The organism is Hwanghaeella sp. LZ110 (genome assembly GCF_048892525.1).
Lineage (GTDB): Bacteria > Pseudomonadota > Alphaproteobacteria > UBA8366 > Aestuariispiraceae > Pacificispira.
In genome coordinates this window covers 161,625-181,567 of sequence record NZ_JBLZHT010000005.1, presented here as the reverse complement: position 1 = coordinate 181,567, position 19,943 = coordinate 161,625, and the positions used below count along the sequence as shown (strand labels likewise).

The window sequence follows — 19,943 nt, the reverse complement described above, 5'->3', positions numbered from 1 at the left end:
CAGTGGTTCCTCTCCCTATCTGGCACCAACAAATATAAAAAGCGGGTCAAAATCACCCGCATCTGCCGCGCGCAATGCGGCTATATAATCCCTTCGGCGCGCGTTATCGGCCTGAAGATTGTACCCGCTGGCCCAGGCAACGGGTGGGTGCTTATAGGCCACATCCAGCAGGATATCTGTGGCAATACGCGCATGGCGTCCATTTCCGTTTGGGAAAGGATGTATCAGAACCATACGATGGTGGAAACGCGCGGCGGCCTCTAATGGGGGGAAGATATCTTGTTCTGCCCAAAGTTGGGCATCCCCCAGAAACATGCGCAATTGCATAGAAATTTGAATGGGATCAATACCAATATTCTTTTCTGTCAGCCGGTATTGCCCAGCCCATCGCCAAACGTCACCAAACAGTTGTTTGTGTAGGGTTCGAATGAACATGTCATCGAAAACATTGATTTTTCGACGCCTGGACAGCCAGGCGAGTCCCTGTTCGATATTGGCTTGTTCCAACTCATCCAGTTCTTCACGGGTGGTGATATGCCGGAATTTCAGCCCCTCGCATTCGTCCGGGTCCAGCGGCGTCGCCCCCTCTGGCTCAGTGAGGTTCATTGTGGGTCCCAAAAATCAGGAGGCATTGTTCGGACCAACTCCTCTGCCAGGTCCTCAATTCGCGCCTGAATTTGGGGTTCGGGCAAGGATTGTTGCTCCAGGGCCATATGGGCGCTGACCCGCCTGATCCGTGCCTCTGCTTTCTGTCGCGCCTGTTTACGGATCACATCCTCAATGCGCCCGTCTGGGACGATGGCATAGACAAAGTGACACCCCATTGCCGTGGCAAGCTTCTCCATCTGGGCAAGGGTGATGACATTATTGCGTTCATTGCGTTCAGCTTGGTAGACCGTATTGCGGCCCTGGCCCAGGCGTGCGGCAACATCCGCACCGGACATCCCAAGTGCTTTCCGGATCGTGGTCAACCACCCCTCTGATGGCTGCTTGATCCCACTGGCGCCTGCCGCTGCGGCGTCTGCAGCGCGGATATACTGCCGTCTTGCTGTCGATTTTACATCCATTGAAAAGGGTTCCATTGGTTGTGTATGAGAATTTTGCATATTTATATACATGCAAAATAAATTTTTTGCCAACTTATAAATATTATAACTATCTAATTTTGCATATATATGAATATGCAAAAACGCGCGCAACGCCACATATCACACTGAATTTCTCAGGTGTTCTCGCAATAGTGGGAAATTAAGAAAAAATGGTGTCCCCGACAGGAATCGAACCTGTGGCCTTAGGATTAGGAATCCTACGCTCTATCCTACTGAGCTACGAGGACACGCGACCGGGGCTATAGCACAGGTCGGATTGGCTTACCAAGAGTCAGTTTTTGCCGGCCCGGTCTTACCAGGATCCCGTATTGGGCATGGAGCCCCAGGGTTCTTCGACGGCCAGTTTCTCGCCCCGTTGCAGCAATTCGATGGAGATGCCGTCGGGGGAGCGGATGAAGGCCATATAGCCGTCGCGGGGCGGGCGGTTAATGGTGACACCCTGATGCATCAGGCTTTGGCAGGTCTCATAGATGTTATCGACGCGGAAGGCCAGATGGCCGAAATTGCGGCCGCCCTGATAGTCTTCCGGATCCCAGTTATAGGTCAGTTCCAGCAAGGGCGCGCGCTGGGCATCGGCATTGGCCTTGTCATCGGGCGCACACAGCATGACCAGGGTAAAGCGGCCCTTTTCGCTTTCCGTGCGGCTGTGTTCCTGCATGCCCAGCTTGTTGCAATAGAAATCCAGGCTTTCCTCCAGGTTGGAGACGCGCACCATCGTGTGGAGATATTGAAGTCCCATGAGCCAGAAGCTCCTCTTACCAGCGTGAATGTCTGGGCCATTAGGTAGCGGTGCGACCCCTTCAGGGCAACCCCATGGCAGGTAAATCCTACTGCAAGTGACCAAACAACAACAGGCAGGCCCCGACAGCAGCTGCAATTCCGGCGGCATCTGCGGCGAGCGCGGCAAACAGGGCGTGCCGGACGCGACGAATCTGAACCGCCCCGAAATAGACTGCCAGGACATAGAATGTCGTTTCGGTCGATCCCTGCAATGTCGTGACCAGATAGCCTGTATAGCTGTCGGGCCCGACCGTCGGGTCAGTGATTATGGCGACCATGATGCCATAGGCGCCAGAGCCGCTGAGCGGGCGCATTAGGGCCATGGGCAAGGCTTCTGCAGGCAGACCAAACGGAGCCGTGATCAGGCCAATAGGTTCGATCAGCAGCGCCATCGCGCCAGACGCCCGGAACATGCCAACCGCCACCAGGATGGCGACCAGATAGGGGATGATCTTGATCGCAACGCCAAAGCCGTCTTTTGCGCCCTCCACAAAGCTTTCATAGATCGGCACGCCGCGCAGCATGCCGAAGCTGAGAAAGGCGATCATCAGGCCGGGAATAATCCAGGGGGCAATGGCGGGACCATAGAAGATCGTCAGGGGGACGAAACCGATCAAGGCCCCCAACGCCAGGGCAGAGGCCCAAAGCGGATAGGCAGCACTGGCATCGGCGGGCAGGGCTTCTTGTGGCTCGGTCGGGTCTTCTGGCTCAGTCAGCGCATCGTGTGCGGGGGTTTTGAAACGACCCTGCAGCAGTTTTGCGGTGACAATGGCAATTGTGGTGGAACAGATTGTTGCAATCAGGGTGGTGGAGACGATACCGGCCGGATCGTTGGAGCCAGAGGCGGCACGGATCGCGATTACCCCTGTCGGCAGCAGCGTGACGGAGGATGTGTTGATCGCCAGGAACAGCGCCATGGCATTGGTGGCGGTGCCCTTATGGGGGTTCAGGCGGTCCAGTTCCTGCATTGCGCGAATGCCAAACGGGGTGGCTGCATTGCCCAGGCCCAGGGCATTGGCAGAGATGTTCATGATCATCGCACCCATGGCTGGATGGTCGGCGGGAACGTCGGGGAACAGGCGCACCATCAAGGGGCGCAGCAGTTTCGCGATGATGCGCAACAGGCCACCAGCCTCCGCCACCTTCATCAATCCCAGGAACAGCGCCATGACGCCGATCAGGCCCAAAGCCAGGGTGACGGACGATTCCGCCGTGCTGATCATCGACAGGCCCAGATGCTCCATCGGGGCCTTGGCGGCTTCTTCGCCTGCGGCCACAATCGGGGTCACCCAGGTCACCTGTTTATAGGCCGCGACCACGAATGAGATAGCGACCATGGCGAAGAATATATAGTTCATTGACGCCCCATCCTCTGTTTACATCAGCAGCGCGTGATTCGATGAATTTGTCGAGCAGGTCACATCAGTTTCATCCGGGTCCGCCCCAGTGCCGGGGGATTTCCCCTTGCATGACTGCGTCGGTTCACGCTCAAATCCGGTGTCTTTGGGATTCTATCGGTTGGGTATTGGGGGCGTTGTATGCGGATCAGGACGATTCTCTGGGCAGTTCTGCCCTGTATCGCCATTCTGGGGTTCGTCCCATCGGCTTTCGCCCATACGTCAGAAAGCGGATATATCCTGCTATTGCCCACCGAATATTACCTGTTGGGTGGCACTTTGTCGGTTGCCTTGTCTTTTCTGATCCTGTCCCTGACAGCCCCGAAAGCCGTGGTTGCGGGGTATCTGGGCCACCTGTCGCTGCCTTGGATTCCAGCGGGGGTGTTCGACACCGTGTTATCGGCGGTCGGGTTCTTTCTGTTTGCCGGATTGTTGTATTGCGGTGTTGAGGGCGCGCGCGATCCCCTGACAAATCCATTGCCCATGGTGATATGGTCTGTGGGTTGGGTCGGTGTGACGGTTGCCCATGCGGTGTTTGGAAATTTCTGGTCGGTGTTGAACCCCTGGCGATTTCCGGTCCGGGTGCTGCGTCGACTTGCAGGCGCTGCGGCAGAAGGAAAGGGACCAGTCGCCCTGCCTGATTGGGTTAAGGGATGGCCCGCTATAGTACTGTTGATGGGGATCGCCTGGTATGAATTGGTGTCTTTATCACCAGAGGATCCCGACCTTCTGGCCTTTTGGGTTTCGGTCTATTGGGTCATTGGATTCATCGGCTGTCTGATCTTTGGAGAGGCCGTCTGGTTGCGTTCAGGCGAACCGCTTTCTGTCCTGTTTCGCTATCTATCGCTGTTGGCACCATTCTCTGTGGAGACGAAGGAGGGGGGGCAGCGGGTCCTGCTCTTGTCTAAACCGGGCAGGCGGGTGCTTGAGGCAGAGCCTCCGACCGTGCCCTTCATGCTGTTTCTGCTGCTCAGTCTGGCAACGGTCAGTTTTGATGGCCTTAGTATGACATTCTGGTGGTTGGGCCTGAATGATATCAATCCGCTTGAATTTCCCGGGCGTTCTGCGGTGACAGGGATCAACACGGTTGGATTGGTATTGGCCTGGACTGGACTTGCCTGTCTGTATTGTGCGGCAGTCTGGACGGGTGAGAGGCTGCGCGGTGTCCAGGATGCAAGACCTGCATTGGGCCTGATGGTGTTGTCGATCCTGCCGATCTCTTTAGCATACCATTTCTCTCACTACCTGACCTATTTTCTGGTAAACGGGCAATGGGTGCTGATCGCGCTGAATGATCCGCTTGCCACTGGCGCGAACCTGTTTGGCTTACAGGGCTTTCGGGTGACGACATCCTTTCTGAACATGCCAGATACCGTAGAGAGAATCTGGCAGGCTCAAGTTGCCGCAATTACCATTGGTCATATCTGGGCGGTCATCCTGGCTCATGGGCTGAGCCATCGTCTGGCCGGTGGTCGGGCGTCAAGGCATCTGATCGGGCAAATCCCTCTTGGTATGCTGATGGTGGGGTATACTTTGTTTGGATTGTGGCTTCTATCCTCTCCCACAGGGGGATAAAGTGGCAAAATCGATCACAGACACTAGACACAAATTCATTTGTATGCGTACGATTTTTCCAAAGACCGTCGCATGCTTGGGTAAATCCGGTAGACGAGTCTACAAACATCAAGTCTGAACAGGAGACTTCGCGATGACTGAACAGAAGACAAACAGCACCAAGACCAAGCACTTTACGCGTCGGGACACGCTGAAAACACTAGGGGCTGCGGCTGGCTTGGCCGCCGGGTCTCAACTGATGCCGCTGTCGGGTCGATATGCCCAGGCACAGAGCAGCGAGCCGATCAAGATCGGGTTCCAGGCCCACCGCACCGGCATTGGGGCATCCTATGGCCGCTGGTACGAGCGCACCACAATGGCGGCGGCGCAGTTGATCAATGACGCGGGCGGGATCAATGGTCGCCCTATTGAAATCGTGACAGAAGATGATGGCACGGATCCCAAGCGCGGCGCGGAAGTGGTCGAAAAATTTGCCATTCAGCACAAGACCGATATCGTGTTTGGCACCTTGTTCAGCCATGTCGTGATCGGGTCCGCCCCGCGCGCAGGCGAATTGAAGATCCCGTATTTTGTGGTCAGCGAGGGACACCATGTCGCCAGTGGCAAGCTGAACCGCTATGTCCTGCAGCCCGGCATTACGGATGTGAAAAGCCAGGTTCAATCCATGGCACCCTGGGTTGGCAGCAATCTGGGTAAGAAAGTCACGATGATCTTCCCGGACTTCGCCTTTGGCCATGACCACCGCGACTATTTCTCTGCGGCCATTGCAGCGCAGGGTGGTGAGGTGATTGAGAAAATTGCAATTCCACCGACGGAGCAGTCCTTCTTCAAATACTTCCCCCGCATCCCCAAGGAAACCGAAGTCCTGTACCATGTCATGGTCGGGCCGGGCGTTTTGACCTTTGTGAAGGAATTGGGTGAATTCTTTGGCAGCGACCGTCCGCAAATCTTCGGCTTTATCGACAGTCTGGAAGCGGTTGATCTGGCCAATCCGGGTCTGGAAGCACTGGAAGGCACCTATTTCTGGGAAGGCTTCCCGCGCTATGCCCAGAATGACGGGGCTAATCCGCATGATGCCTTCTATCGGGAAAAGGTCGGCGTTGATGCAAATGGGGCCAGCCTGAGCGATCCGAAGGATATTTCCACCTATGCCCATATGTTTGGGTGCTGGGAGACCCTGTATATCATTAAGCAGGGTATGGAAGCGGCAGACTATAAAGGTCCGGCGGATCGCGCCAAATTGATCGAAGCGGTTGAGAGCTTCACGGACTTCCCAGAAGGTCCGGAACATCCGCAAGGTGCGAAGATGTTTAATGGTCAGACCCACCAAGTCTTCGGCATTCAGAATATCAGTCAGGTCACCGATGGGAAATTAAAGGTGGTACACCGTACCTCCATCGAAGACAGCCTGTATGAGCCGGAAGTCGACTATACGAAGATGGCATTCTAGGGACCTTGGAAAGACCCCGTCACCCCGGACGTGATCCGGGGTCCAGTGCGAATGGCAGGAAATGTCCGGGTTGCTCTGGAGTCCTGACTGCGCGGAATGACGGGACATGGTGCGATTTCCTCTCTCCCACCGTGGGAGAGAGGAACTTCAGAGATGAAGCTCCGGAATTCTATCCGGCAAGGACAATTTGATTCCATGGATTTTGGACCCTATTTGCTTCTCGCCTCGCTGGAAGGGGCTGTTCAGGCAGCGGTTTTGGCACTGACAGCCCTGGGTCTGTCGCTGGTGTTTGGTGTCATGCGCGTGGTGAATGTCGCCCATGGCGAGTTCTTTATGTTAGGCGCTGTGCTGGCCTGGTGGATTTCCAGTCTGTTGACCGGCACGCCGCTGTTTGGGTTTCTGGCGGCGCTGATTTTTGCCCCCCTGATCGTCGGGGGGCTGGCGGCTGTCGCAGATCGCCTGATCTTGAAGCGCCTGAAGTATGATCCGGAGGCGACAATCGTCGCCACGATAGGGTTGCTGTATATTATCCAGCAGGGGGCCCTGACGCTGTATGGGCCCGATGCACGCCCGGTCGCAGCCCCGTTTGATTTTCGTGTCAGCTTCCCGTGGTTTGGCTATTCCGGGTATAAGATTTCGGTGATCCTGACCTGTATGGTGATGCTTTTGGGTGTCTGGGCGTTGCTGACCCGAACCCGCATCGGCCTGATCATGCGGGCGACCCAATATGACAGAGAGACCGCCCAGGCTTTCGGCATCCCTGTTGCGCGGGTCTATACGGGTGTTTTTGCCTTTGGGGCGATGCTGGCCGCCGTGGCGGCCGTGTTGATCGTGCCGACACAGCAGGCCTATTACCTGATGGGCCTGGATCCGCTGTTGCTGTCCTTTATTGTGGTCATTATCGGCGGGTTGGGCAGTTTGAAAGGGACCGTGCTGGCCGCCGTTGTGATCGGGTTAAGCGATGGGATCATAACAATCTTTTTTGACCCGACATTGGCGAAGATCCTCTCCACAATTCTGGTCGCGATGATTCTGGTCTTCCGACCAACGGGCCTGTTCGGGACGGCAACGCGATGAGCGGGGTCTTTAACAAGGCATTGATGGTGCATTTGGGCCTGATCGTCGTACTGCTGGCGCTGCATTTCATTCTGCCGGCCTATCACCATGTCAGCCTGGCACGCATCATGGTGTTGGCTGTCTATGCGCTGGGGTTCAATCTGCTCTTTGGCTATACCGGGTTGCTCAGCCTGGGCCATGCACTGTTCTTCGCAGCGGGTCTGTATGGCGCAGGCCTGTCGATGCAGTTCTTCCAATGGACGGCGGGGCCGGGTTTCGTTTTCGGCCTGTTCTGTGCCATCGCGGTGGCGACGCTGATCGGTATGCTGGCCCTGCGCACGGTGGGCGTGTCGTTCATGATTGTGACCATGATGTTCGCCCAGGTCGGGTATCTGTTGATCCTGTATTACAACGAATACACAAGGGGCGATGAAGGCTTCGTGATCCTGCGGGAATTGCGGGTCTTAGGCCCCCTTGATCTGTCGGCGGAAGATACGCGCTATCTGGTGGCCTTGGCCTTATTGGCGGCGGCGATCTTAATCAAGCTGGCGCTGGTGCGCTCTCCAACCGGGCGTATCCTGATCGCTATTCGAGAAAATGAGGAACGCACCCGGATGCTGGGTTATGACCCGTTCCAGTACAAGTTGATGGCGATGGTGATTTCCGGCGCTTTTGCGGGGGCCGCTGGGGCAGCCTATGGGATTCTGTTTGGTTATGTCGGGGCCAGTTTCGCGTCCATCCAGTATTCTATTCTGCCCCTGTTATATGTTCTGATGGGCGGGGCTGGTGTGGTGTTGGGGCCCCTATTGGGGACGATTGCAATGTTCTATCTGATTGATATCGCCAGCGGGATGACCTCTGCCTATCTGTTTTTTGTGGGGCTTGCCCTGGTATTGTTGATCCTGGTCGCCCCAAAGGGCCTGTTGGGAACTGTGCGGGAACGGTGGGTACCGTGGCTGCCATGACGACATTGTTGCAAACCAGAAACCTGTCGAAGAATTTTGGCGGCCTCGCGGCGGTTCAGTCCGTTGATTTTGATCTGCAGCAGGGTGAAATCCGGGCCATTATCGGGCCGAATGGGGCGGGGAAATCCACCCTGGTTGGGTTGATCAGCGGACGTATTGCGCCCAGTGCTGGAACCATCGCCTTTCAGGGGCAATCCATTACCAGATTGCCTGCCCATGCCCGTGTTGCGCGGGGAATTGCCTATACATTCCAGATCACCAGCATTTTTGCCAATCTGACATGTCGCGAAAACATCCTGTTGCCTGCCCAGCGCGCGGCGGTGGCGGCATCTGGAGTGTTCGGGCGCGTGGACGAGGCAGCCCTGATCACCCGCGCGGATGAGGTATTGGCCCGGGTCGGACTGCGTGATCAGGCCGATACCAAGGCAAAAGAGATGGCCTATGGGCATCAGCGTTTGCTGGAGGTTGGCATGGGCTTGGCGCTGGACGCGAAATTATTGATTCTGGATGAGCCGACACAGGGCCTGGCGGATTCCGAAATTGCCAATTTTATTGATCTGATCCGTGCGGTTTCCAAGGATACGACAATCCTGTTGATTGAACATAATATGACGGTCGTGATGGATCTGGCCCAGCGCATCACGGTGATGAATTTTGGCGAGGTGCTGGCGGAAGGCACGCCAGAAGAGATTCGCGCCAATCATGCTGTTCAAACCGCGTATCTGGGGGGATAGGCGATGCTGACAGTCACGGATATCGATTGTTTCTATGGCGATGTGCAGGTGTTGCGGAAATTTTCACTGTCAGCGGCCTCTGGGGAAATCCTGTGTTTGCTTGGGCGCAATGGCGCGGGGAAGACGACGGCGCTGAAAGCAATCATGGGTCTGGTGCCGCCGCGTTTGGGCACAGTGCTTGTCGATGATGTTGATCTGACAAAACTACCGGCCCATGCCGCCCCGAAATACGGATTGGGCTATGTCCCCCAGGGGCGACGCTTGTTTTCGGAGCTGACGGTTTCGGAGAATATTGACATTGGCCTGATGGCGACCGGGCAGGGAAAGCCGACCCGCGATCGGGTGCTGGATCTGTTCCCAGTCTTGCGTGAACGGCTGTCCCAGGTGTCTGGCAAGTTAAGCGGGGGGGAACAGCAAATGCTGGCCATGGCCCGCGCCTTGTGCACGGAACCCAAGGTTCTGTTGATGGACGAACCGACGGAAGGATTACAGCCTTCCATGATTTCCAAGATTCGAGAGGTCGTCCTGTCCCTGAAACAAACAGGCGTTGCCGTCGTTCTGGTGGAACAGCGCGTTGATGCCGTCCTACCGGTCGCTGACTACGTCGCCTTCATCGAAAACGGTGTTAACCGAGACGTCGTTCCGGTGCAGCAATTGCGCGACGACCCAAGCCTGCTGCACCGTTATGTCGGTGTTTGAACGGGCAGTCTGTATGAATATTGTCATTTCCGCGCAGGCGGAAATCCAGAGACATAGGCAAGAATGATGAGTGCCGCTCTGGACCCCGGATCAAGTCCGGGGTGACCTTGAATGTTTGATCCGTTGTGTCGGTGTTTGAAGGGGCATGTATTTGTCTGCGCCCGTGACGGAGGGGTTTGACAACTCGCACATTTCTCATCCTGAGGAGCGGCGACGCCGCGTCTCGAAGGAGGGATTGTAAGTCAGGTGCTTTCAGGGGGCTCATCCTTCGAGACGCTGCGCTCCTCAGGATGAGGGTGCAATGACTTCCACCTGACAGAAGAGTGTAGCCGTTTTATTCACGACATCCGGTTCTTGCGAAGGTCTATTGGGATGTGGAAAACTGATGGCTGGTTCCAAAGAAAAGAGGTTTCCGATGATATCAGCGGATACGGCCTTTGTGGCGATTGATGTGCAGAATGACTTTTGTCCGGGCGGTGCCCTGGCTGTTGCAGAAGGCGACCAGGTCGTTCCCGTGATCAACCGCATGATGCCGCGCTTTCCAGTCAAGGTGCTGACCCAGGACTGGCATCCGGCGGATCATTTTTCTTTTGCAGCCAACAATCCGGGGGCAGAGGCTTTCAGCCTGATCGATGCGCCCTATGGGCCGCAGGTAATGTGGCCGATCCATTGCGTTCAAGGCAGTGCGGGGGCGGCCTTTCATCCCAAATTACAGATCGAGTGCGCTGATCTGATCATCCGCAAAGGCTATCGCAGTCATATCGATTCCTATTCCGCCTTTTTTGAGAATGACCATACAACGCCGACCGGGCTGGAGGGATACTTGCGGGACCGGGGCGTGCAGTCTGTTGTCATGGCGGGGCTGGCGACAGACTTCTGTGTGCGGTTTTCTGCCGTCGATGCAGCGAAGCTGGGATTTGACGTGACGGTCCTGGAAGATGGCTGTCGCGCGATTGATATGGATGGATCCTTGGCGGCAGCCATGGCGGAAATGGCAGAGCATAATGTGGCAGTTGTTCCCAGCGCCGATTACGCGGTGTAATTCCCCTTTTCTCTTGTGTGAAATACTGCTAAAGCCCATCAACCCTGATGGGGCGATGATTTTACGGCAAAAGGGATGATGTGATGGGCGCTGGATATGCTGGGGATATAACGCCGAAAGAGGCGTGGAAACTGTTGAGCGAAGAGCCTGATGCGGTCTTGGTGGATGTACGCACAGCGGCGGAATGGCAGTTTGTGGGTGTCCCTGTCCTGAACAGTTTGTCCAAGCAGCCGGTTCTGGTCGAATGGATTCGGTTTCCCGGCGGTGCCCCAAATCCGGAATTTGTTGCACAAGTGAAAGAGGCCGTCTCTGAAAGTGCGGGCAATGCGGATCCGGCAATTGTGTTTCTGTGTCGATCCGGTCAGCGCAGCCAAGGCGCTGCCGCAGCCCTGACTCAAGAAGGGTTCAGCCGCTGTTACAATATCCTTGAAGGGTTTGAAGGCGATAAGAATGCTGATGGTCAGCGCGGCAAAGCCGGTGGCTGGAAAGTGGCTGGACTGCCCTGGGCCCAGGGTTGATTTATTTAATTAGAAAGAGATCATGATGGATAGCGGTAAACCTGAAATCGGTGCGGGACGGCGGTATCGCCAACAGACGGAATTGGTGCGGGGCGGCCTGGAGCGCACGGATTTTCGGGAAACCAGTGAAGGCCTGTTTCTGACCTCTGGCTATATCTATGATAATGCGGAACAGGCAGAAGCCTCGTTTAAGGGCGAAACCACCAATTTCATGTATTCCCGCTATGCTAATCCCACCGTTGGCATGTTTGAAGAGCGCCTGGCGCTGCTGGAAGGCGCAGAAGGATGCCGCGCGACGTCCAGTGGGATGGCTGCTGTCTTTCATGCGCTGGCCTGCTTTCTGGGCCAGGGCAAGCGGCTGGTCGCGTCCCGCGCATTGTTCAGTTCCTGCTATAACATTTGTAATGACATCCTGCCGCGCTTTGGCGTGCAGACAACTTTTGTCGATGGGCATGACCTGAACCAGTGGGAAGATGCCCTGAAACAGCCGACCGATGCGGTGTTTCTGGAAAGCCCCTCCAACCCGATGCTGGATTTGGTGGATATCGAGGCAGTGTGTAAACTTGCCAAAAAGGCGGGCGCCCGTGTTGTTGTTGATAACGTATTCGCCACCCCGATGCTCCAGCGTCCGCTGGCATTGGGGGCGGATATCGTCACCTATTCAGCGACCAAGCATATCGATGGCCAGGGCCGCACAATGGGGGGCGCAGTATTGAGCACCAATGCCTTCCTGAAGGATGTGTTTGAACCCCTGTATCGTCATACCGGCCCGTCGATGAGCCCGTTTAACGCCTGGGTCATGCTGAAAGGGCTGGAGACACTGCCGCTGCGCGTCGAAAGAATGTGTCAGAATGCCGACAAGGTCGCCCGCTTCCTGGAGGCCCTTTCCGCCGTGACATTGGTGCGGTATCCTGGTTTGGAAAGCCATCCCCAGCATAACCTGGCCAAGCGCCAGATGACGGGTTTTGGCACCCTGGTCACCTTTGCGCTGCCCGGCGGGAAGGCTCAGGCGTTCAAATTTCTGAACGGTATGCGGCTGTTTGATATATCCAACAATCTGGGAGATGCAAAAAGCCTGGCAACCCATCCCGCAACCACGACCCACCAGAAACTGAAGCCCGAGGAACGACAGGCCCTTGGCATCGATGATGGCACAATCCGCCTTTCCATCGGTCTGGAAGATGTCGATGATCTGATCGAGGACCTGGATCAGGCGCTTGCGTGACCCCGCTGTTTCAGCGCATCACAAACCGTAATTCGAAGCTGCGCCGCTGTTTCGTCCGCTTAGGGGTGACATGACTGCGGTGCAGCGTGAATTGATCATGAATTATAAAATCGCCCAATTGCACTGGCGGCACCCAATGGGGCAAGCGATCCAACGTTTCGCCAAATACTTCCAGATCAAGCGTGCCTTGAGCATTGGACGGCAATTCCTGGTTAAGCCAGGCGGGCAGATATTCGATAGACGGCGTTTCATCGTCAATATCGTCCAGTGGAATCCAACATGTCACCGTCCGCTTGGGTTTGAAGTGGTCCTGAATGTTAGAAACCTTGTTAAAAGTCGGATAATCTTGATGAAAGCCGACATGAGCGGACGCACCGCCGTCATTCCGCGCCTCTCTGGCATAGGCCATGATATATTGTATTTCACTGCACCCGGCTGCGGCGGCGATGCTGTCACGATAGGGGAATTGTGGTGACAATACCTCGTTGAGCAGCATCACCAGTCGTTCATAGGTGGTGCGCATGGCGGGATCAAATTCACTGCGCATGACGGTGATGTAGGGCACGCGCTCGCCGACCTGATTTTCCAGCCAGGCAAGCCCGTCTAATATCTCCGCCTTGATGGCCGCAAGCGTTTCCAGTGGGATTGCGTTTTGAACATGCAGTACGCCAAGTCCTTGAAACAGCGCCGCAGCGCTTGCCGAGCGAAAGTCGCGCGTGTCGATGGAAAGCCGTGTATAGGACGGCGGTACTTGATGTGCATCTTGCATGGATTATCAAATGATTATTGAATGATACGATTTACAATTCAATATAGCTGACCCGAACATCCTGTACCACTGACAATCTGATGATGATTTTCAGGCGGTCTTGCAATTGTTGTATGCCTGACAGGCAAAACACTTGATCTACTACACTCTGTATTTGCCCCCCTTCAAAAGCTGGGATACGGATATCGTACCGCGCGTCTTTTGAAGTTGGATTTTTCTATGTCACAGGTTTCTGCTGACCATCCCGATGCAACGGACACTCCCTATTCCTGGTTTCGGCTGGGGGTATGTCTGATCTTGAGCACGATCGGTGGTGTTGGGTTGTGGTCTTCCGTGGTCGTTCTGCCGTCCATTGAGCTGGAATTTGGTCTGGATCGTGGCGGGGCGTCGTTTCCCTATACCGCAACGATGATTGGCTTTGCCCTGGGGGGCGTGCTGATGGGTCGGTTGGTGGATCGCTTTGGGATCGCCATACCGGTTATCATGGCGGCTACGATGATCTGCGCGGGCTATGTCCTGTCCTCCTTTGCCCCGAATTTCTGGACTTTCCTGGCCTGTCAGGCCGTGCTGATCGGGATGTTGGGCAGTTCCGCGACCTTCGGGCCCATGGTGGCTGATGTATCTCATTGGTTTCTGAAGCGCCGGGGCCTTGCTATTGCGATTGTCGCCAGTGGCAATTATTTGGCCGGGGCGATTTGGCCACCGATCCTGCAGGAAGCGATTGTATCGATTGGTTGGCGGGGTGCCTATTTCTGGGTGGGTGTGTTTTGCTTCTGCACCATGATTCCCCTGGCCCTGTTGTTGCGGCGCCGCCCTGATATTGATCAGGGCTCTGTCCCCGTGGCGGCAAAGGCTGCGACCGCATCCGCGCCAGTATCGCCCAATGTCGTTCTGATGCTTTTGGTCGTTGCCGGGGTTGGATGCTGTGTGGCGATGTCCATGCCCCAGGTCCATATCGTCGCCTATTGCGGGGATCTGGGATATGGCCCCGCGGTGGGGGCGGAGATGCTGTCCCTTATGCTGGGGTTGGGCGTGGTCAGTCGGCTGGCATCAGGGGTAATTGCAGATAAGATCGGGGGCGTCGGTACGTTGATCCTGGGCTCGACCCTGCAATGCCTGGCCCTGCTTTTTTATCTGCCCTTTGATGGATTGGTCTCCCTATATCTGGTCTCTGCCTTGTTTGGCCTGTCACAGGGGGGGATCGTGCCCAGCTATGCCTTGATCGTGCGGGAATATTTCCCGGCCCGTCAGGCGGGGTCCCGGGTCGGGATCGTCCTGATGGCAACGGTTCTGGGCATGGCATTGGGCGGATGGATGTCGGGTGAAATCTATGATCTGACCGGCAGCTATCAGGCGGCCTTCCTGAATGGCATCGCATTTAACCTGCTGAACATGTCGATTGCCTTCTGGCTGCTGTATATCCGTCGCCCTAAAGGCCCAAAGGCGGCTGTGGCCTAATCACTGCCCGGTGACGACCTGGCGGACAGCGTCCTTGAATTCGGCGCTGTCTGCCATTTCTGCCGTCAGGTTATGCGGGGCCCCAGAAACTTCGGCAAAGGTGGCATCAATGCCTTTGGCTGATGCGTCGGCTGCATAGTCGCGCGACAGCCGTGACCAGGTATTGGTGTCCCGCGACCCCGTCACCAGCCGGATCATGGTTCCAGCCGGAATGCGGTCGATATAATCAAGCGGGTTTTCCGCGCGCGACAAGGGCTTGCGGTTGTTGATCTGTCGCCAGGTTGGCACATCGCAGGGGCAGCTTAACAACATCGCACGCTGCACCAGGCCAGGATGACGCCCCAAAATCACGCCGGTCATCACGGCCCCGCCGCTATGGCCGATCATCACAACGGTATCGGCCCCATGATGGGCTTTCAGGCGCGTGGTCGCATCGGCGATGGCGTCCATCTCGTCGGGTGTATAGATTTCTGACCGGTTTTCAGATCGACTGGCCCGCCCGGTGGAGGATCGACCACCGCCGCTATATCCGATGCGCATCATTGCAACACCGACTGCCCCCATTTCGGCGGCTGTTTCGGCGACGGGGAAGATATAGTCAGCGGGGCTGCCGCTGCTGAGATCGCCATGCAGAACCACAACCAGCGTCTTGGTGTGGGCAGGCGTGCCGGGCAGGTAGGTCTGGATCGCCAAACATTCATCCCCACCCTGAACATAGGTTAGGTTATCTGCGGGTCGGCAATCATCATCCGATGCCTGTGCCGGCGCGACAATTGATAGGGTGGGCAGGACCAGAATGCCGAATACGAAAATCCAGAAACGCATGGGTCGATCTCCCTATGAACTGTCGCAATGCATGTGGCTTTTCTGAGGATATGGTAAGGGAATGAGAGAGATAGGCAATAATCAAAATGGGCCAGACGGTCTGTAAGCCGGGTTCTGTCCTCCCCCCGCTGACCCAAGGATCATTGGGGCGATGGACGGCCATTCCTCTGGGACACCCGTTGCCGTGTGCCTCTCGCAACCTACCCGGATGGGGCGCGGAAACCCGCCTGCCGTCTTCCAGGGGCGATATCTCATAAGAGATCAACCCCAGTGCGGCTACCATCCCTACTCGGTTTTGCTCCCGGTGGGGTTTACCATGCCTCTTCCGTTGCCGGACGAGCGGTGCGCTCTTACCGCACCCTTTCACCCTTACCCCGATTGAAATCGAGGCGGTTTGCTTTCTGTGGCACTTTCCCTAGGGTCGCCCCCGCCGGTCGTTAACCGGCACCGTGTTTCCGTGGAGCCCGGACTTTCCTCACCCAGACGGGTTTCCCCATTGCCTGGGCGCGACCGTCCAACCGTCTGGCCCAGGGGAGGAGATACGCCCTATTGTGGATGCTTTCAACGCTGGTGACATCCGCATAGACTAAAAGCCATGAACAGGGACGATCGAATATCGGGCAAGGGATCAGGAATGGCCACAGGCGGAACCGCGCCTGCGGCCCTAAATGTCGGCATTGTGCCCTTACCGAACTTCACCCTGAATGCGTTTGCGTCCTTTATTGATGCCTTGCGGTTGGCCGCGGATGAACGGGACCGGTCGCGCCCGATCCGATGCCGCTGGGAGGTGATGTCCCATGATGGGCGCATGATCCCGGCAAGCTGTGGTGTCAGTATTACTGCAAGCAGCACATTTCTGTCCCCGGGACGCTTTGACTATGTGGTCGTGATTGGCGGATTGCTGGGGCATGATGAGGATAAAGAAGATCCCGTCCTGGACTATTTGCGCCAGGCGGCCAGCGGAGGTGTTGCCTTGGTGGGAATTTGTACCGGTGTTTTTGCGATGGCGCGGGCGGGACTACTGGATGGGCGCAAGGCCTGTGTCAGTTGGTTGCACTATCAGGATATGATTGATCGGTTCGACAGTGTGGAACCCGATGCCAGCCGCCTGTTCGTTGCAGATGGTAAGCGGATTACCTGCGCAGGGGGGGTCGGGGCGGCGCGTTTGGCGGCCTGGATGATTGAACAACATCTGGGACGGGATCTGGCGCAAAAGGCCCTGAGCATCATGATGGTCGAAAACAGCCGTGCGACGGCGACGCCGCAACCCCAACCCCCAGTGGCCCAGTCGGTGCGCGATCCCCGTGTGGCCCGCGCGATCCTGCTGTTGGAAGAAAAACTGTCCGATCCGCCGCGCATTGATCAATTGGCGCGCACCATCGGCATTTCCAGGCGACAGTTGGAACGCGGTTTCCGGGATGAATTGGGTATGAGCTTTGGGGAGTTTTCCAGGGCATTACGGTTGGATCATGGCCTGTGGCTGGTCCTGACAACGGATAGATCCATTCTGGATATCACGCTGGAATGCGGGTTTAACGGTCAGTCCCATTTTGCGACCTTGTTTCGCAAGGCCTATGGCCTGACCCCGACGGAGGCGCGCGGTTTACCCTTGTTGGACCGGGATGCGCTGATGCAGTCAAAGCTTCGGTTTCGCCCCAGAGCCGCAAACGATTCACGAAAGACCCACTGGACGCAATAAACTGGCCTAAAACTGATCCAGCAGCCGGTCGATATAGTCCAGTTCTTCTGGCGGACGGGCGCGTTCTCCGGCACGTCGGCGTAATTCGTCCCGAATTTCCCGGGCTTTTTCCAGCCCGCCCTTGTCCGGCACTTTCACCTGACCCTGCATGCTGCCGCGGAAGGTATCACTGGCTTCGCGCCCAAACGGATCCATTGTCTGTTCGCCAGATTGACCGGGCACTTGCTGACCCATTCCCATTTGTTGCTCAAACCGTTCAATAAAGGCGTTTCGCGCCGCATCAGCGGCTTCTTGCATCGCATCCAGCGCCTTGCCTTGGGAGTCCACGGCTTCACCGGGCTTGCCGTCGCCCAATTGCTGTGTCGCATCGCCCATGCCTTCGTCGGCTCGGCCAAAGGGTTCAGGAATTTCCCCCATCATTTCACCAAATTTGCGCATCACTTCACCCAATTGTCGGCGCAGGGCATCCTGCAGGACGGCATCTGCACTATCCTGCGCACGCTGTTGGTCGCCGGATTCTCCCCGCTGGCCCTGTTCAGCCTGGCCCTGGCTTTGCTGATTGCGCTGGGCCTGGTTTTGCTGTCCGGCCTGACCCTGTTCCGGGTTGCTTTCGCCCCGGCGTTCCAGGTCGCGGCGATGGGTTCTGTCCATCAATTCGCGCTGGCTTTCCATGATATCTTTCATGGAATTCAGCATTTCCATGGCTTGCTGATTCTGCGGGGACATTTGCTGCTGCATCCCTGCTTGCATGTTTTCCATCATATTACGCAGCTGTTCCAGCATTTGCTGGGCGCTTTCGGTCATGCCATTCTGCATCATGTCGCGCAATTGCTGCATCATGTCTTCAAGGTCGCGCTGAGAAATGACATTTTCGCCGGGGGCCATTTCGGGGGGCTGTTCACCCTCGGCAAGGTTCTGGCGCATCTGGTCTGCCATGGCCTGCATGTAATCCTGCATGGCCTGCTGCAGTTCATCCATCAATTGGTCCAGTTCGGCCGCATCGGCGCCATTCTGGAGGGCGTCCATCAGGGCCTGTTGTGCCTCACGCAAGCGCTGCAGGGCCAGGGATACGCCACCATCTTCCAGATACAGCGCCGTTTTCCATAATAAATCGATCACAGACGCAATGGCCTGTGGCTCAGGGGCGGCACCGGTGCGGCGATGGGGCGTCAGGGCGCGCACTGCCTGACGCAGCGCCATGAAAACCGTAACCTTGTCATCAAATGTGTTATGTTCCCACGACAAGGCATCCAGCGCGTCTGAAACGGCTCGATAATTTTGTATCGGATTCCAGGCCAGTTCACGCCGCAAGTCGATAATGATCTTTGCCACGGGGTGGTTGAACTCCCGCGCGGGCAGGATCAAGGTCACGGGCTCGGATCGACCCTCCTGGCCCAGGGCGTCGGTTGCCACCAGGGTCAGGCGCACTTCTCCGCCGGCCCAGGGATGGGCGGTATAGTCCCGGTAGGCGCGGCGTTTGGTGCCGTATTTGCTGGGGTCCGGGACGGGCAGTTGGGTGATGATCTTCATTTCCTCATCCCCCTGAGCACTGCTTTGCGCAGAGCCCGCAAGCCTGTCCGCGCGCTCTATCTCCGCCCTTAAGGAGAGAACGCCAAAGTCATCGCCGACCGTATGGGTGATGGTCAGGGCGCGCTGAACACTGGCAATCGGGGGTTCTGGCAGGGTGACAACGGGGGGCGCATCCGGCACGGCGCGAATTTCCCAGGAGGCAACGGTTTCACCCTCAGACTGAATGGAAAATGTGCCGGACTTTAGAATTTCATGCTCCAGCGCCACGGCATTCTGGGCAAATTGCGCCATTGGTTTTGGACCCTGCGGCGTTATCAGGGTCGCCCCGTCCGGGACGCCGCTGACCTGAACCACCAGGCGGGACCCGACCGGGGTGCTGTGTTCATCGCCCTGCATTGCTGTTGGGATCGTATCGCTCGTGTCAGGCGATTGTTTCTCGCTGCTGGACATAAAAAGCGGGGGCAGACCAGTATAGTCCGGCGGCGTCAGCCAGGCATCAATGCCAACCGTCAAGGTCGGTCCGCTGGTGCCGATATTGGGGACCAGTGCAGTCCGCAGGCGCTGAATACTCTCCCCGCCCGCAGCGATCAGCGCGATGATCAGGAAGAAAGGCGCAATCAGGCGCAGGGCGCGGGGATCGCGCCGTGCCAATTGGGGATCCGGGGCGCCCACCGACAAGCTGCCGATCCGTTGACGCAGGCGCGCCTGATGCGCCTGCCACAGGGCCAGTTGAATCGGATTATCGCTGCTGGGGCGATCCGCCAGACTTTCCAGTGGGCGGTGATCCAGTTTGTTGACCCGTTCGACCCGACGACGCGCGGCTTCATAGCGGGGCAGGTGAAACCGTCGATAGCCCTGAACCATCAGGCCAGCGAAAAGGATGGCCGATACTGCCAGGACGGTCGCATGCAGCCAGGGAGCAAGGTCTGGCAGAAGTCCGGTGATTGCGATGGCAAGAAACAGGATCAGGACGCTGACAGGTTTCCAGAAGGCAACTTCCAGCGCCTCCCAGATCAAAACCGCGCGGGAGAGACCGATGGGCATTTCCATACCCGTCGCGTCGTTTTGGCCCCCCCGAGCCGAGTGATCTGTCATCCTGTCGCTCCAATCCT

The 19,943-nt window shown here is 56.9% G+C and carries 18 protein-coding genes, 1 tRNA gene and 1 other RNA gene; 11 read left to right on the top strand and 9 right to left on the bottom strand.

Annotation, left to right across the window (positions count from 1 at the left end; all coding sequences use genetic code 11):
- Positions 1–15 precede the first annotated feature (15 nt).
- The 5 genes from ACOSDM_RS12040 to ACOSDM_RS12020 form a co-directional block, all read right to left on the bottom strand.
- Complete coding sequence (locus ACOSDM_RS12040; protein WP_420724777.1) at positions 16–606, bottom strand: mobile mystery protein B; 591 nt, start codon at positions 604–606, stop codon at positions 16–18.
- Positions 603–1,067, bottom strand: coding sequence for a mobile mystery protein A (locus ACOSDM_RS12035; RefSeq protein WP_420724776.1), 465 nt, complete (start codon positions 1,065–1,067; stop codon positions 603–605). Before ACOSDM_RS12035 ends, ACOSDM_RS12040 begins: the two co-directional genes overlap by 4 nt.
- 192 nt (positions 1,068–1,259) lie before the next feature.
- Positions 1,260–1,336: transfer RNA gene (locus tag ACOSDM_RS12030), tRNA-Arg, on the bottom strand.
- Positions 1,337–1,401: 65 nt separating this feature from the next.
- Positions 1,402–1,848 (bottom strand): VOC family protein, encoded by a 447-nt coding sequence (locus ACOSDM_RS12025; protein ID WP_420724775.1) that lies wholly within the window; start codon positions 1,846–1,848, stop codon positions 1,402–1,404.
- 88 nt (positions 1,849–1,936) lie between these two features.
- The gene (locus tag ACOSDM_RS12020) at positions 1,937–3,247 is read right to left on the bottom strand and encodes a nucleoside recognition domain-containing protein (protein WP_420724774.1); all 1,311 of its coding nucleotides are present in this window, start codon (positions 3,245–3,247) and stop codon (positions 1,937–1,939) included.
- A gap of 180 nt (positions 3,248–3,427) precedes the next feature.
- Here ACOSDM_RS12020 and ACOSDM_RS12015 point away from each other — a divergent pair, with 180 nt between their 5' ends.
- The 9 genes from ACOSDM_RS12015 (at position 3,428) to metZ (ending at position 12,550) form a co-directional block, all read left to right on the top strand.
- Positions 3,428–4,861 (top strand): hypothetical protein, encoded by a 1,434-nt coding sequence (locus tag ACOSDM_RS12015; RefSeq protein WP_420724773.1) that lies wholly within the window; start codon positions 3,428–3,430, stop codon positions 4,859–4,861.
- A gap of 133 nt (positions 4,862–4,994) precedes the next feature.
- The gene (locus tag ACOSDM_RS12010) at positions 4,995–6,311 is read left to right on the top strand and encodes an ABC transporter substrate-binding protein (RefSeq protein WP_420724772.1); all 1,317 of its coding nucleotides are present in this window, start codon (positions 4,995–4,997) and stop codon (positions 6,309–6,311) included.
- A 195-nt stretch (positions 6,312–6,506) separates the two neighbouring features.
- The gene (locus tag ACOSDM_RS12005) at positions 6,507–7,388 is read left to right on the top strand and encodes a branched-chain amino acid ABC transporter permease (protein ID WP_420724771.1); all 882 of its coding nucleotides are present in this window, start codon (positions 6,507–6,509) and stop codon (positions 7,386–7,388) included.
- Entirely contained in the window at positions 7,385–8,332 is a 948-nt protein-coding gene (locus ACOSDM_RS12000) for a branched-chain amino acid ABC transporter permease (RefSeq protein ID WP_420724770.1), read from the top strand. The genes ACOSDM_RS12005 and ACOSDM_RS12000 overlap by 4 nt, the downstream gene beginning before the upstream one ends.
- Positions 8,329–9,066 carry an ABC transporter ATP-binding protein gene (locus tag ACOSDM_RS11995; protein WP_420724769.1) on the top strand — a complete coding sequence of 246 codons (738 nt, stop codon included), beginning with the start codon at positions 8,329–8,331 and terminating at the stop codon, positions 9,064–9,066. The genes ACOSDM_RS12000 and ACOSDM_RS11995 overlap by 4 nt, the downstream gene beginning before the upstream one ends.
- A gap of 3 nt (positions 9,067–9,069) precedes the next feature.
- A complete protein-coding gene (locus ACOSDM_RS11990) occupies positions 9,070–9,765 on the top strand; it encodes an ABC transporter ATP-binding protein (protein WP_420724768.1) in 696 nt (231 codons plus the stop codon).
- 415 nt (positions 9,766–10,180) lie between these two features.
- Positions 10,181–10,807 (top strand): bifunctional nicotinamidase/pyrazinamidase, encoded by a 627-nt coding sequence (gene pncA, locus ACOSDM_RS11985; RefSeq protein ID WP_420724767.1) that lies wholly within the window; start codon positions 10,181–10,183, stop codon positions 10,805–10,807.
- 83 nt (positions 10,808–10,890) lie between these two features.
- On the top strand, positions 10,891–11,325 hold the full coding sequence (locus ACOSDM_RS11980) for a rhodanese-like domain-containing protein (protein ID WP_420724766.1): 435 nt from the start codon (positions 10,891–10,893) through the stop codon (positions 11,323–11,325).
- 22 nt (positions 11,326–11,347) lie between these two features.
- Positions 11,348–12,550, top strand: a complete 1,203-nt coding sequence (gene metZ, locus ACOSDM_RS11975) for an O-succinylhomoserine sulfhydrylase (protein WP_420724765.1) — start codon at positions 11,348–11,350, stop codon at positions 12,548–12,550.
- A gap of 10 nt (positions 12,551–12,560) precedes the next feature.
- Here metZ and ACOSDM_RS11970 read toward each other — a convergent pair whose 3' ends face one another.
- Positions 12,561–13,319 (bottom strand): phytanoyl-CoA dioxygenase family protein, encoded by a 759-nt coding sequence (locus ACOSDM_RS11970; RefSeq protein WP_420724764.1) that lies wholly within the window; start codon positions 13,317–13,319, stop codon positions 12,561–12,563.
- A gap of 219 nt (positions 13,320–13,538) precedes the next feature.
- On the opposite strand from ACOSDM_RS11970, the gene ACOSDM_RS11965 reads away from it, so the two are divergent.
- Positions 13,539–14,777, top strand: a complete 1,239-nt coding sequence (locus ACOSDM_RS11965; RefSeq protein WP_420724763.1) for an MFS transporter — start codon at positions 13,539–13,541, stop codon at positions 14,775–14,777.
- Here ACOSDM_RS11965 and ACOSDM_RS11960 read toward each other — a convergent pair whose 3' ends face one another.
- Together ACOSDM_RS11960 and rnpB are read right to left on the bottom strand one after the other, a co-directional pair.
- Positions 14,778–15,602, bottom strand: a complete 825-nt coding sequence (locus ACOSDM_RS11960) for an alpha/beta hydrolase family protein (protein WP_420724762.1) — start codon at positions 15,600–15,602, stop codon at positions 14,778–14,780.
- 87 nt (positions 15,603–15,689) lie between these two features.
- Positions 15,690–16,128, bottom strand: an RNA gene (rnpB, locus tag ACOSDM_RS11955) — RNase P RNA component class A.
- A gap of 108 nt (positions 16,129–16,236) precedes the next feature.
- On the opposite strand from rnpB, the gene ACOSDM_RS11950 reads away from it, so the two are divergent.
- Positions 16,237–17,301 carry a GlxA family transcriptional regulator gene (locus tag ACOSDM_RS11950; RefSeq protein WP_420724761.1) on the top strand — a complete coding sequence of 355 codons (1,065 nt, stop codon included), beginning with the start codon at positions 16,237–16,239 and terminating at the stop codon, positions 17,299–17,301.
- A 6-nt stretch (positions 17,302–17,307) separates the two neighbouring features.
- Here ACOSDM_RS11950 and ACOSDM_RS11945 read toward each other — a convergent pair whose 3' ends face one another.
- Positions 17,308–19,926, bottom strand: coding sequence for a TIGR02302 family protein (locus tag ACOSDM_RS11945; RefSeq protein WP_420724760.1), 2,619 nt, complete (start codon positions 19,924–19,926; stop codon positions 17,308–17,310).
- Between the last annotated feature and the right edge of the window lie 17 nt (positions 19,927–19,943).

Bases quoted from the DNA above. Each gene is read 5' to 3' on its own strand.
- ACOSDM_RS12040 (WP_420724777.1), bottom strand. From the start codon at position 606: ATGAACCTCACTGAGCCAGAGGGGGCGACGCCGCTGGACCCGGACGAA.
- ACOSDM_RS11965 (WP_420724763.1), top strand. From the start codon at position 13,539: ATGTCACAGGTTTCTGCTGACCATCCCGATGCAACGGACACTCCCTAT.
- ACOSDM_RS11995 (WP_420724769.1), top strand. From the start codon at position 8,329: ATGACGACATTGTTGCAAACCAGAAACCTGTCGAAGAATTTTGGCGGC.
- ACOSDM_RS11950 (WP_420724761.1), top strand. From the start codon at position 16,237: ATGGCCACAGGCGGAACCGCGCCTGCGGCCCTAAATGTCGGCATTGTG.
- ACOSDM_RS11990 (WP_420724768.1), top strand. From the start codon at position 9,070: ATGCTGACAGTCACGGATATCGATTGTTTCTATGGCGATGTGCAGGTG.
- ACOSDM_RS11945 (WP_420724760.1), bottom strand. From the start codon at position 19,926: ATGACAGATCACTCGGCTCGGGGGGGCCAAAACGACGCGACGGGTATG.
- ACOSDM_RS11980 (WP_420724766.1), top strand. From the start codon at position 10,891: ATGGGCGCTGGATATGCTGGGGATATAACGCCGAAAGAGGCGTGGAAA.
- ACOSDM_RS12025 (WP_420724775.1), bottom strand. From the start codon at position 1,848: ATGGGACTTCAATATCTCCACACGATGGTGCGCGTCTCCAACCTGGAG.
- ACOSDM_RS12015 (WP_420724773.1), top strand. From the start codon at position 3,428: ATGCGGATCAGGACGATTCTCTGGGCAGTTCTGCCCTGTATCGCCATT.
- ACOSDM_RS11960 (WP_420724762.1), bottom strand. From the start codon at position 15,602: ATGCGTTTCTGGATTTTCGTATTCGGCATTCTGGTCCTGCCCACCCTA.
- metZ (WP_420724765.1), top strand. From the start codon at position 11,348: ATGATGGATAGCGGTAAACCTGAAATCGGTGCGGGACGGCGGTATCGC.
- ACOSDM_RS12035 (WP_420724776.1), bottom strand. From the start codon at position 1,067: ATGGATGTAAAATCGACAGCAAGACGGCAGTATATCCGCGCTGCAGAC.
- ACOSDM_RS12005 (WP_420724771.1), top strand. From the start codon at position 6,507: ATGGATTTTGGACCCTATTTGCTTCTCGCCTCGCTGGAAGGGGCTGTT.
- pncA (WP_420724767.1), top strand. From the start codon at position 10,181: ATGATATCAGCGGATACGGCCTTTGTGGCGATTGATGTGCAGAATGAC.
- ACOSDM_RS12010 (WP_420724772.1), top strand. From the start codon at position 4,995: ATGACTGAACAGAAGACAAACAGCACCAAGACCAAGCACTTTACGCGT.
- ACOSDM_RS11970 (WP_420724764.1), bottom strand. From the start codon at position 13,319: ATGCAAGATGCACATCAAGTACCGCCGTCCTATACACGGCTTTCCATC.
- ACOSDM_RS12000 (WP_420724770.1), top strand. From the start codon at position 7,385: ATGAGCGGGGTCTTTAACAAGGCATTGATGGTGCATTTGGGCCTGATC.
- ACOSDM_RS12020 (WP_420724774.1), bottom strand. From the start codon at position 3,247: ATGAACTATATATTCTTCGCCATGGTCGCTATCTCATTCGTGGTCGCG.